Annotated in this window: 6 protein-coding genes; 3 read left to right on the top strand and 3 right to left on the bottom strand. The window is 52.7% G+C overall.

Annotated elements, in window-relative coordinates; translation table 11 throughout:
• Position 1: 1 nt before the first annotated feature.
• Positions 2-1,822: a sensor histidine kinase gene (locus MKY12_RS10510; protein ID WP_339255623.1), complete on the bottom strand. Its 1,821-nt coding sequence runs from the start codon at positions 1,820-1,822 to the stop codon at positions 2-4.
• A 434-nt stretch (positions 1,823-2,256) separates the two neighbouring features.
• Between MKY12_RS10510 and MKY12_RS10505 the strand changes: the two genes are divergently transcribed.
• The 3 genes from MKY12_RS10505 (at position 2,257) to MKY12_RS10495 (ending at position 8,823) form a co-directional block, all read left to right on the top strand.
• A complete protein-coding gene (locus tag MKY12_RS10505) occupies positions 2,257-7,527 on the top strand; it encodes an S-layer homology domain-containing protein (protein ID WP_339313707.1) in 5,271 nt (1,756 codons plus the stop codon).
• A 204-nt stretch (positions 7,528-7,731) separates the two neighbouring features.
• Positions 7,732-8,289 carry an XRE family transcriptional regulator gene (locus MKY12_RS10500; RefSeq protein ID WP_339313706.1) on the top strand — a complete coding sequence of 186 codons (558 nt, stop codon included), beginning with the start codon at positions 7,732-7,734 and terminating at the stop codon, positions 8,287-8,289.
• 54 nt (positions 8,290-8,343) lie between these two features.
• A complete protein-coding gene (locus MKY12_RS10495; protein ID WP_339313705.1) occupies positions 8,344-8,823 on the top strand; it encodes a YbaK/EbsC family protein in 480 nt (159 codons plus the stop codon).
• A gap of 540 nt (positions 8,824-9,363) precedes the next feature.
• Here MKY12_RS10495 and MKY12_RS10490 read toward each other — a convergent pair.
• Positions 9,364-10,788, bottom strand: a complete 1,425-nt coding sequence (locus tag MKY12_RS10490; protein ID WP_339313704.1) for an alpha-L-fucosidase — start codon at positions 10,786-10,788, stop codon at positions 9,364-9,366.
• A gap of 238 nt (positions 10,789-11,026) precedes the next feature.
• On the bottom strand, positions 11,027-13,042 hold the full coding sequence (locus MKY12_RS10485; RefSeq protein ID WP_339313703.1) for a beta-galactosidase: 2,016 nt from the start codon (positions 13,040-13,042) through the stop codon (positions 11,027-11,029).
• Positions 13,043-13,223: the final 181 nt, after the last annotated feature.

Raw genomic sequence — 13,223 nt, 5'->3', positions numbered from 1 at the left:
CTCAATAGGCCCCCTTCCTGTCCCGAATGGGAATTGTGATTACGAATACCGCACCTTGCCCCGGACTGCTCTCGAACGATACCCCGTACGGCTCGCCGTATAACCGGCGTACCCGCTGATGCACATTGATAACGCCGATGCCGCCGCTGTCCTCTGCACCGCAAAGCCTGCTGCGCAGCTTCGCTGCCGCCTCAGCGCTCATGCCCGCACCGTTGTCTCTGACCGTAATGGTGAGTTCAGCATTACCGGCCCGCCGGACCTCGATAGACAGCAGCCCGTCCTCCTGGTCGGCAATTCCGTGAAAGATCGCATTCTCGACCAGCGGCTGGATGCTCAGCTTCGGAATCTCCTGCTCCGCAAGCGTCTCCTCCACTTCCGAATGGAACTCGATCCGGTTGAAATACCGCACCTTCTGAATGATTATATAATGGCCGATGTGCTCCAGCTCCTCACGGATCGGCACCAGCCGGTTGTCCGTCTTGGCAGTATAACGGAGCATGGAGATCAGCGCTCCGGTCATCTCAACAATTTTCTCCGACTGCTGCATGGTGGCGATCCATTTGACTGAATTCAGCGTATTGTACAGAAAATGCGGACTGATCTGGGCCTGCAACGCGCGAATTTCAGCCTCGACCTTCTGCTCCTGCTCCACGTAGATCCGCTCCACCAGCTGCTTGAGTTCAGCGGACATCTGCTCGAACCGGCTGGCCATGACACCGATCTCATCATTCGAGCGGACCGCCGGGAGATTATCGAATTTCCCTTGCTCCACCAGCGTCATATTGCGGATCAGCTGCTTGATCGGCCGGGTGATCAGATTCGACATGTACACCGAGCTGGCCAGGGCGAACAGGATAAGCACGACAGCAATCGTCCACAGATTCCGCTTCAGGATGTCGCCTTCCACCGCGAGCTCTTCCACGGGCATATACATATAAGTCTTCCAGTTATGTTCCTCAAATGGCGACTGGATCAGAATATAGTCCTTGCCGGATACACGGACAATCTGCCTGCCTGAACCTGCGGCAAGTTCTTCCTCACGGACCGGGAAAAGTGTCCTGAACGGCTTGCCGATCAGGTTATAATTGTTGTTGAATATAATTATGCCGCTGTCATCGGTAACAGTGAAGGCCGAACGGTTGCCTGCCTCCATCCGCTTGTTCAGCCGGTTGATGAAATCTATGTCTACACTTACCGCCATTACGCCGATCAGCTTGCCGTTCTCCATATCGAAGATTTTGCGCAGATTATAGATCGTCCAATTGCTGTCCGCCTTGGTCTGCAGGTCCAGCCGGGTCGGCAGATCGCGCGTAATATCGTCAGAACGCAGGAATTCGGCGAACCAGTCCTCCTCACGGGGGTTATACGTATAATCGACAGGCTTGTTCGGGGCCACATAGAGGTCGCTGCCGTTCACCAGATTGTAGACATAGATAGAGATGGCGCGGTCCTTCATAGTGATGTAATTCATCAGCAATTGCGTGGCCTGCAGTTCGTTCGTCACGGAGCTGTCGTGCAGATAGTTCTGTACCGGGTAGTTCTCCTGCGAGACCGCTGAGATGTAGCTGTTAATCCCATAACTGGCGATGAGAGAAATCTGCTTCGTGTCCTCCAGGAATTCCTCGATGCGGATATTCGACTGTCTCGTCACATCGGCCAGCAGGTCCGTATATTTACGTTCAAGCATCTGCTGGGAGGAGATATAGGAGTTAGCGAACAGAATCACGACCGGAATCAGAATGGCCAGCAGGAAAAAGAACAGCATCTTGTTCTTCACGCTCACAAAACGGCGGCTGGGCTTCAAGGTGAAGGGAGCTTTCAAGTCATAACCTCCGGCGGCAGAGTTGGTGGAATACCTTTGTAGAATACCTTTAATGATAGACTCCCGGCTGCTTTCCCGCCACCCTGCTCTGCATGTCTTTTTTTTACTCTTTTCGTTCCCTTTTTTACATGTAGGGGGATTACGGGGAAAGGGCTGGCAGGATTCTACGGCTCCCGCCTCAGCTTCCCTGTCTGCCCGCTCCAGGCAGTAACCCAGAGACGTAAAGAAAGGAACAAAAACAGTAAAAAAGCTTGATTTTATAGTAAGGGTCATTCACTTAACATTCTCGGTGAAGCGAACAGCCATGACAGGGAGGTTGCGGTGCCTATGCGGAGATAGCGGAGATAAGTGTTAGTGAATAGAGAATTGTTCAAGTGCGCAGACCGTTCTATTAGGACAGGTATCCCCAAAAAAACAAAAGAGGTGAGTATCTATTGAGGCTATATCTTAAGCGTTCACTGATATCTATACTGGCAATTCTGACTCTCCTGCCCTCCAGTTTGGCAAGCGCTTCCACAGCTCCGGCCGCAGACCCGGTTCCTGTGGAAGATTCTGTATGGATGACTGATTCGGAGTTAGTGACCAATCCGGTTACGGCACCTGATTCCGATGAAACCCCTGCTTCCCCGGCGGAGCCGGAGGCTGCTCCTGTTCAGGAGACTGCGCCGGATCAGCTCCAGTTGAAGACCGCTGCTGAGGCGGCTCCGCTGTTCCAGTGGAGCTTCCGCTCCGGGCAGGTGCTTGACCGCACCTCGGTGGTAAACAGCGTCTACCCCGATGCGGCCGCTGAACGCGCCGAGCTTAAGGGAGTAGCAGCCATTGTCTATGACGACCAGCGCGGAGACGTCCTCTCTTTACCCGGCGGCGGGAACGGTACTGCCTGGCTGAAGCTGCCCGATCAGCTCTACAGCAGGATCAAGGATGAACTGTCCATCTCCTTTTGGGCCAACATCGACTCTTCGGCTAACGCCTATAACCGTCTGCTGTCCTCCACAATTGCCGAGAAGGGGCTGAGCAATGCCGGGGGAAGCGGCTGGCAGGACTCCGAGTTCATTATCATCGCCGGGGACGGCACGTTCAGCAACCGGATCTATACCGGCACGAATCCAAGTCAGATTGCCAGCTACAAAGGCGATATCGTCTGGAACCGTAACCCGGCCAAGGGCAAGTGGCAGCAGGTGACCGTCACTATGACCAGCAGCGGGGCCTACGAGGTATACCTGGACGGTGTTCCTGTTGGCATCAAAGGTCTGGATCAGAGCAAAAGCTCATCAGGAGCGACCATGCCCTCCGTTCTGGAGCATTTCTTCTCGCGTGATTATCTGAACGCCCTGAAATTCAATGATTTCGGCAGATCGCTCTATACCTCGGATGGAGATATCAAGGGGAAATTCGACGATCTGCGGATCTACAATGTCCAGTTAAATGCCAATCAGGTCAGCGCACTCTATGCAGAGACGAAGCATGAAGAGAACACTTCAGCCAAGCCGGCCAAAATCTCGGTTGATCTGGCAGACCGCTCGCTCGGACCTGTATTCCATGGCTCTTCCGGCGCACTGTATGCGATCAGCGAGCCGAATGTGCCGGATATCAATACACTGATTCCGATCAAGCCCTCGCATATCTCCCAAAAGCCGCCGAACGGCATCCAGCACCCGACTGGTGACGCGCTGCGGGTGTCGGACTATTTCTTCGAGGCTGGCGGGGAAGCTGTCAATATTGTCATGCAGGATTATTATCAGCATTGGTACTATCCGTCCAGAACGGCTAACGAATATATTCAGGAAGCCGTCATTCCGATTACAACGGCAGTCAAAGCGTATAAAGAGCAATGGGCGGCGGCGAATCCGGGGCGGGATGCGGATGCCAGATTCATCTATATCCCGTTCAATGAGCCTGAGCAGAACAATACCCGTTATCCCCAGCTGCTGGCGGATAACCAGACAGGCAAGAATTCAAGAGCTGTATTCAACAGCGACTGGCTGGCGGTAACGAAGAAAATCAAGGAGATTGACCCCGGTGCAGTCATTTCCGGAGTGAATCTGACCCAGTACGGAGCCAAGGTATTCGAGGATTTCATTCCCTACTGCGTAGAGAATGACTGTCTGCCGGACATTATCAGCTGGCATATGCTGTGGGACAAAGCCTTCAACCAGGCTCCCTCGAACGTAGCCACCTTCCGGACGGTGGAAGCGGGGTCCGTGCAGCGCTATAAAGAGCTGTACCCGGACCGGACGGTTCCCTTCCCGATCAAGGTGGACATCAACGAGTATGCCGCTACCTCGGAGATTGCCGTAGGCGGCTCGCTGATTCATTACATTGCACGTTATGATGAGCTGAAAATGAACAGCATGCTGCCGTATTGGAACACGGCCAACTCCTACGGGTCCCTGCTCGCCGGGCAGAACGAGCCTAACGGGGCATGGTGGCTCTACAAGTGGTATGCCGATATGATGGGCGGCGACATGGCCAAGATTGAGGTCATCAACGCCAGACATGAGAATGATGCCTTCGGTCCCGGCTTGTACGGGCTAAGCTCCATTCAGGACAACAAAAAGCAGGTCAGTATCGCGTTCGGAGGCACACAAGGAGACGGCCAGATCGTGTTCAATAACGTGACCGGCAATGGGAACAGCCCCTCCTTCCTCACAGAAGCAGAAGCGGTGCATATCACCGTATGGCATGCTGGATATACGGGCTTGACCGGATTTCTCGTAGAGCCTACCCAGATCCTGGACCGTGATTATCCCGTCAAGAACGGCTCGGTCACACTGGATGTCAACCTGAACGATTACACCTCGGCGTATTATGCAGTCATTACTCCGGCTGTAGATCATGCCCCGAAGGAGACTTTCTATAAGCGCTTCGAGGCTGAGAATGCGCAGGTGCGGACCAATGTGACCCTGACGGATCACTATCCGCGCAAGAGTACCGGACGCTCCGCCTCGAACGGCCAGTACGTCCAAGGCATCAAGGCTGCGGACAGCCTGGTGAAGTGGACCGATGTTACGGTTCCGGCAGACGGGAGCTACCGTCTGGATCTGATTGGCGGCAGCGGCGCAACCTCCACCCTGCGCAATCAGTCCAATACCGGAGATGCGAATCAGCGCATCAATTCCGAATGGTTCATCAAGATTGACGATCAGCCGGCAACGAAGGTGGTTCTGCGTGCGGATTACAACATGCAGCTGCTGGGAGGCAATACGATCTTTGCCGATCTGACGCAAGGAACGCATTCCATCGGCATCAGCAAATATAACCCGGATACGGGAGAAGCAGGCCAGGGCGAATCCACCCTTGACGCAATCGAACTAACGTATAGCGGCTTACCGGGCGCACACCCCAACTACCGTGTGCAGGCGGAATTCGCCGACTACGACCCTGCGCTGGGGTTGTCGAGAGAGAGCAGCCTTGAAGGCTTCGAGGGCGCCGGATATGTGACCGGTTACGGCAGCAGCCAGGACGCCAATACCCGCTTTGTGGTAAGTGTGCTGCAAGACGGCATGTATGATCTGCAGATTCGCTATGCCGCATCGGGCGCAGGCAAAATGCAAATTCAACATGACCGCAAGCCGCTCGTGGATCTGCCTGTTACGGATACTGGAGGACAATGGCAGACCGCTACAGTACCAACCTTCTTACGCACAGGCATTAACCTGGTTGATGTACGTTCCAGCGCTGCGCTTAGTCTCGATTATATTAACGCAGCCTTCGTCAGCCAGACTTCTGTATATTCCGTTGAGGCAGAGGCGGCAACGGTCGTAGGTACTCCAGCCGGCTCCGAGCTGCCGCTCATCCGTGAGGATGCCTTTGCCAAATACGCTTCCGGCGGCAAATATGTGAACGGCATTACCTCCTTCGACGGAGCAGAGCGGTATCTGGAGCTTAAGGACATCACGGTGTCCAAAGCAGGCACTTATAAACTGGTTGTTACCTACGCGAACGGTGAAAGTGCGGGGACACATGCCTACAACAATGACGTTGTTGAACGGTATGCGCAAGTAAGCGTCAACGGGGGCGAGCCGCAGACGGTCTTTTTCAAGAACACCATCTCATGGCAGCAGTTCGCCACACAGACCTTTGATGTTGAACTGAAAGCAGGCACCAACAGCATCCGTTTCTCCAATAATAATACGTATGACGGCGGCTCCAACCCTTATGGAGGAACCGGGGCGCAAGGATTCACTCCTTACACGGCGGTCCCACGCCAATACGCGCCTGCATTCGACCGGTTCGATATTTATGCGCGGCATACGCTTGCGATTGACGACGGCGGCAATAACGGCGGCGGTGATCCTGGCGGCGGCAACAACGGCGGCGGTGATCCCGGCGGCGGCAACAACGGCGGCGGTGATCCTGGCGGCAACAACGGTGGCGGTGATCCTGGCGGCGGCAACAACGGCGGCGGTGATCCTGGCGGCGGTAACAACGGCGGCGGTGATCCTGGCGGCGGTAACAACGGCGGCGGTGATCCTGGCGGCGGTAACAACGGCGGCGGTGATCCTGGCGGCGGTAACAACGGCGGCGGCGAAACTGGCGGCAGTAACAACGGCGGCAATAACGCCGGGAGTGGCAACGGCGGTGGCACTACCGTTGGTTCGGTCACCCCTGTTCAGCCGGAAGCACCAAGCGGCAGCGGCCATTTGACCGTCGAAGCAGAGGTTACAGGAACTACTGCTACAGCCACACTGGATGCGCAGAAAGTAAAAGCGGCAGAACAGATCACCGTCTCGTCTCCGCTCGGCACCTTCCACTTCCCTGTAAAAGCGGTTGATACCGCAGCTTGGGGACAGCAATTGGGAACCGGGGACTGGAAGCTTAAGGTCAGTATGACGGTCCTGCCGGAACAGCGGCAGCAAGAGATCCTTCAGGCTGTTCTGGCAGCCCAGGGCAAATTAATCAGCCCTGCCATTGAATACACGGTAACGGCTGAAGCCAACGGACGCACAGTGGAGATTCCAGGGTTCAAGGGCAGCTATTCCCGGGGCACCCTGCAGCTCGACAGTCCGGCAGACAGCCGGAATACGACCGTGGTCCGGATCGGGAAGGACGGAAGCTTCACCTTCGTCCCGGCGGTCTTCAACGGCACCGGTGTAACCTTCTACAGTCCGAACAACGGCACATTTGCGGTAATTTCAAGCAACAAGACATTCGAGGATATCAAGGGGCACTGGGCACAGGCATCCGTCGAAAAGCTGGCCTCCAAGTACATCCTCACCGGCTTAACGGACAGCAGGTTCGCACCGAACGCTACCACAACGCGCGCGGAATTCGCAGCGATGATAGTTCGTGCGCTGGGCTACTCCTCCTCCGATTCAGCAGATGTTTCGTTTAAGGATACCCCCTCCGGCGCATGGTACACCGGAAGCGTCGGAACAGCCGTAGAGCTGGGTCTGGTGCAGGGCGGAACGGACAATAATTTCCGGCCGAACGACATCATTACCCGCCAGGAGATGACCATTATTCTGGTTAAGGCGATGGCCCTTGCAGGCTCGCCGCTCCCGGCTTCAGAGCTTCAGCCTGCAGCCTTCAAGGATGCAGACAAAATTTCGGGCTGGGCGCAGCAGGATGTGGCCAAGGCGGTTCAGGCAGGCCTGATCACCGGTACACCTACCGGGCAATTCCAGCCGGGTCAATCCGCAACCCGTGCGGAAGCGGCAACCGTCATCCTCCGCTTGCTGTCACAAGCGAAATTAATGAACTAAGCTATGCTATCAACACCATAAAAATCAAGCAGAGCAGCGATTCTCCAATAACAGGAGAATCGCTGCTCTGCTGTTTTTGGTTTATGGAGGCTTGTTTATAGAAGGCAGCTTACATTTCTTGCACTTCATTTATTGGTCTTGCATCTGTGGTTTGTATGTTATAATATATTAAAAAATGTTATGACATACGTCAGGAGTGATGCAGTGCAATCGCCAGTATTAGCTATTGGAGAACGGTTAAAAGAAATACGAGCAACTAGAAATCTTACACTTGAAGATGTTTCTAAACTTACCGATGTAAGTAAGCCCATGCTTGGACAAATTGAAAGAGGGCAGTCTTCACCAACTATTACAACTCTTTGGAAAATCGCAGTGGGCTTAAAAGTTCCTTTATCTTTATTATTGGAAGAGCTAGAAGAGGAGTGCAGTGTGGTTGATACACTGTCCAAAAACGCTATCCTCGAAGAGGATGGAAAAATGAGAGCCTTTCCTGTTTTTCCTTTTGACCCTACCCGTAACGTTGAAATATTCTATATCGAATTTGATCCCGGATGCCAGCATCCATCTAAAAAGCACCTTGATGGTGTGGAAGAATATGTTTTTGTGGAGCAAGGTATGTTAGAAATGGTAGTCAACAACAACAAAATTGTTCTAAAAGAAAAGCAAGCACTCCGCTTTCGGGCTAATGTTTCTCATTCCTACAATAATCCCTATCAAGAAACATGTGTCATTTACAACATGATTTTTTACCCAAGAGCATAGGCAAGTTTCATCTAAGATCTTCTAGAAAATATTTAAAAATGAGGTGTGATGATTATGGCAATTGAAAAAGTAAAAGATTTTTTCAAACAATATGGGATGGATTCTCAAATTAAAGAATTTGAAGTATCTAGTGCAACCGTGGATTTGGCTGCATCTGCATTAGGTTGTGAGCCAGAGAGAATCGCAAAAACACTTTCTTTTATGGTAAATGGACAAGCTGTTTTAGTAGTTGCCGCCGGGGATGCAAAAGTGGATAACAAAAAATTCAAAGAGTATTTCAAAACAAAAGCAAAAATGCTTTCTCCAGATGAAGCCATTGATAGGGTTGGTCATGCAATTGGAGGTGTTTGTCCATTTGCTATTAAAAATGATGTTTCTGTTTATCTAGACATCTCTTTAAAACGTTTTAAGACAATCTATCCAGCTTGCGGGAGTAGCAACAGTGCGCTTGAACTTACAATAAAACAATTAGAACAATACTCTAGTTATTCAGTGTGGATTGATGTATGTAAAGGATGGAATGATTGCACATAAAACCGGAGTTTCCTTGGTATCTAAACGCATAGCAAGCCGCTACAGCTCATTTTGCTTCTTCAACAATCTTAGCCAATTTCTTTTTACTTTTGATGGTAGATCGTGTACGGTAGTAGCATATAGCTCGCCCCATAGCGGCCCGTAGCAGACTTTCACCGCCAAGTTTTCATCCATGGGGACGCTCTCATAAGTGAATTGGAGGTGTAATTAATGAAACTAATTCGTTTAATGAAATCATTCCGATTTTGGTTAGTTTTAATTTCATTTGTTGCTATTGTTATAAATATTTCAGGGAATGACGACTATAACATCCTGTTGGCCATAACTAGTCCGTTGGTCTGGATATACGAATCATCTCATTTTGTACGAAAAACAGGCATTCCAATAGCAGTAGTCTATCTCACAACATTAGCTTTCTGGTATCTTGTTGGTTTCATTCTGGATCGACTGTTACAAAAAATAAGGAACAACAAATCCTAGATAAGGGGGCGTCCCACGCAGCCATTACATGGCTTATGGGACGCCCCCTGCTGTCTCGGCTTACTCCACCGCGCTCAGATACACTTCAAATGCGGATAAGGTCGGGCACCAGCGTGATTGATCTATGGTCAGGCGGATATGCCTTGCTGTAACCTCCGGGAATTTGAGAATACGCTTGTGTCCGACAACCGTACATTCACTGAACCTTTTCCAGATAGCTCCGTCCAGATATTCCAAATGAAGCTGTTCGATACGCTGACCTGACTGGATATGCTCCTTGAGTACAATCGTATCGAAGGACTGCTCCACAGTCAGGTCAAGCTCAATGGAAGCCTGCTCCGTTCCTTCCTTGGGGCACCAGAATGTATCTCTGTTCCCGTCCAGTACCCGGCCGGCCGCATTGGCCTCTCCCGCCGTCTCCGTTGCGGTAGCCTGAGCCCCCGCAGCCAGATTATATTCGAAGGTGGACCGAATCACCTCTCCCAGCTCGGCCATTCGCCGGGCATCGTTCTCATGAATGAGACCGCGCTTGTCGGGCGGAAGATTGAGGAGGAACGTCGAGTTCCCGCCAACCGACTTATCATAGATGTCCAGCAGCTCTTCGAGGCTGCGGACCTGGTCGTCCTCAGCAGCGTGGTAGAACCAGCCGGGCCGGATCGAGGTATTCACTTCCGCCGGATACCAGACGAGCTCCTTCCCGGCGATGGCTTCCCGGCTCCCCAGATTCTCATCGCGGGAGTTGCTGCGTCTGGCGAATTCGCCGTCGTCCACATGCTGCGACTCTTCCTGGATTTTCTCGCAATCCTGCAGCTCTGCCGGAACGACACTCCACTCGGACTCACGGGTATGGCCGGCCTCATTGCCGCACCAGCGGACGTCCGGACCGCATACGGAGATCACCGCGCCCGGCTGCAGCTCCCGGATCACCTCATAATATCCGTCCCAGTCATAGACCTGCTTCAAGCCATTCGGACCTTCACCGCATGCACCGTCGAACCAGACGCAGAAGATGTCCCCGTACCCGGTTAACAGCTCACGTAATTGATCCTTGAGATATTCGTTATACTCCGAACTCCCGTACCGGCTGTCATGGCGGTCCCACGGAGACAAGTACACCCCGAATTTCAGTCCTCCCTCACGGCAGGCATCCGCTACCTCCTGTACCATATCGCCTTGGCCATCACGCCATGGACTGTGCTTCACCGAATGCCCGGTATGGCTGCTGGGCCAGAGACAGAACCCGTCATGATGCTTGCAGGTCAGGATCAAGCCTCTCATCCCCGCCGATTTACACACCTCCACCCACTGCTTCGCATCAAATTCTTCGGGATTGAAGATCGCCGGTGCTTCGTCGCCGAGTCCCCATTCCTTATCAGTGAACGTATTGACGCCAAAATGTATAAATGAATAGAATTCCAGCTCCTGCCAGGCCACCTGCCGTGGAGAAGGTACTACTTGCGCTGCGTTTCTGATATTAACATTCATCCCTATGCTCCCCTTTGATAGTAGTCTATATAAGACGCACTTAAGATTTGAACTTGAAGCTTCATCGTCACTGCGGTGAACATTTGGACTTCCGGCCGCTGTTGTCACCAGATTTCTTGATTTTGAACCGCTGTAAACGGTAGAAATCCGGTGACAAAGGCGGTCGCTACCGCTCCTACAGCTCCAAATTTCCCCTCCGCTTCTTTTGCTTTTTGTTTATTTCTTTAGTGCTTCTTATCTAGTAAGTTACCAGCTCTACCTCATAAGCGCCCAAAGTCAGCGAATCCGCGAAGCGGCTGCCGGACAGCAGCCCGGATGCCTCCCTCTCCAGCTGTATGGTCTGCTCTATACCGGTGGTGTTCACACAGAGTAAAGAGCCGTCTTCCAGGCTGCGTGCGACCACGCCTGAAGGGGTAACCGGACCTTTCTGGATGCCAAGCGCCGGGTACAGCCTATCGAGAAGCAGACTTAGAAAATCGGCATCCGCCGGTATCGCGACATAGATCGCCTCTCCCTTGCCATAACGGTTCCGCGTGACTGCGGGCGACTTCTCGAGTGTATTCGTGAACGAAGCCACAGTCTCGGCTGTACGGGCTTCCAGTATCTCGTAATAGCTGATCTCAGGCTGATATTCCTGCTCCCCGAGCAGAATAGCCGGCTTTTCCCGTTCCAGATGGAGCTCTGTCTTCTCAAGACCTCCGGCATTCTCCGCAGGCGTATGGCTTCTGGTTCTCATGAAGGCTCCGCTGCGGATGCCGAAGACATCGCTTAGCCCGCCGGGCATCGGGGTATCGAACACGCGGTTATGCTCATTGACCTTCGCAGAATACGCCGTCATCACAGCGGTGCCACCTGCCTCAACGAAGGTGCGAATAGCGGCTGCTGAGGCTGCATCCATAACGGCATGTCCCGGCACGATCAGAAGCTTATAATCCTTACGCAGACTGCGCAGATTCACAATATTACAGTCCAGATTGGCCCGCTCAATAGCCTCATAGGCCTCCAGGACTTGCCGGGTATAATCGGTTTTGTAGTAGCTCCGGTTGCCGTCCATCACCTTCAGGCTCTCGTACGAGTAGGCAATGGCAATCTGCGGAGAGGTCTGTCTGGGAAGCCCGCGTTCCTGCAGCAGCTTGAATTCCTCCGCGATTTGTTTGAACTCCTCATACTTCCAGCCCGGCGTGCCGTCATGATCCACCAGACCAAATACATATTGCTCCTCACCGCCCAGCATCGTCCGCCAGGTCCATGCGCAGACAGCCTGAGCCCTGTGGACAAGCGAGAGATAGGCATACATTCTCATGGCCAGGCGCGGGGAAGCGTAGCCTCCGAAGTCGCCAGTCTGGAATTCAAGACACCAGATGGGCTGGTCAAGCTCGCCAATGCGGTGATCCATGAAGAAGCAGGCGGCGGTCAAGGCCCGTCTGTCCTCGGGATTGGTGCCGGGGTAGAACCCGATACCGGGGAGATCAACGATCTCCTCATATTGCTTCAGATAATCGAACCCGTAGCCGGGATTCTCTGACCAGTGATTCGTCGATTCCCTGGCTTCAGGCGCGAACTGCCTGACAATCCGGCTCAGACCCTGCATATAAGCCAAGACTTCATCGGAATAAAATCGCCACATGTCCAGCACCCGTTCCGGCGCGCCTTGAATCTGGCCGGAGACTGGAAGCACGACATCGTGGAAGCTGCTCAATTTGCGCGACCAGCGCTGGGTAGTCCATGCCCGGTTCAACTGGTCTACCGTGCCGTACTTGTCTTTCAGCCAAGCTTCAAAGCGGTCTCTGGCCTCTCTGGAATAGGAAGGCGCTCCCGAGCCCAGCTCATTGCACAGTCCGAAGGCATACAGGGCCGGATGATTCCGGTATTTACATACCAGTGTCTCGGCGAACTTATACGCGTATTCCTGGAAGGCCGGGTGGCCGATATCCTCCATATAGCGTGTTTGCGCTTCCATACGGATGCCGTTTGTATCGGTCCGGTCAATCGCCGGATACTTCTTGTGGAGCCATGTCGGAGCCGGGCGGGTTGCGATATCCAGCACGACCTGTATACCCGCCTCGTGAAACAGATCCATGACTTCATCGAACCATTCAAACGTAAAGTTGCCTTCAGAGGGCTCAAAGCTGTCCCAGCACAAATGCCCCAGCCGGACAACGTTAAAGGATGCTGTCCGCATCCATTCAATATCTTGTGCCCATCTCTCCTTGGGCCAGTCATGCGGATGGTAATTCGCTCCTGCATACAACAATCTAATCACCGCCATATAAAAATAGTAAAATACACAAACTATATTAAATGCTGCCTTGATAATATGAAATATAATAAATGAATCAATTCATATAATAAAATGAAAGTAAAATAGAACGGCCAATATATTTGCATGAATCTCGCAATATTGTTATTTATCCCTGGGTCCCATGGGCGATATA

Source organism: Paenibacillus sp. FSL M7-0896 (genome assembly GCF_037975415.1).
Lineage (GTDB): Bacteria > Bacillota > Bacilli > Paenibacillales > Paenibacillaceae > Paenibacillus_AQ > Paenibacillus_AQ silagei.
This window is presented reverse-complemented; position numbering and strand designations above follow the sequence as displayed.

Bases quoted from the DNA above. Each gene is read 5' to 3' on its own strand.
- MKY12_RS10490 (WP_339313704.1), bottom strand. From the start codon at position 10,788: ATGAATGTTAATATCAGAAACGCAGCGCAAGTAGTACCTTCTCCACGG.
- MKY12_RS10495 (WP_339313705.1), top strand. From the start codon at position 8,344: ATGGCAATTGAAAAAGTAAAAGATTTTTTCAAACAATATGGGATGGAT.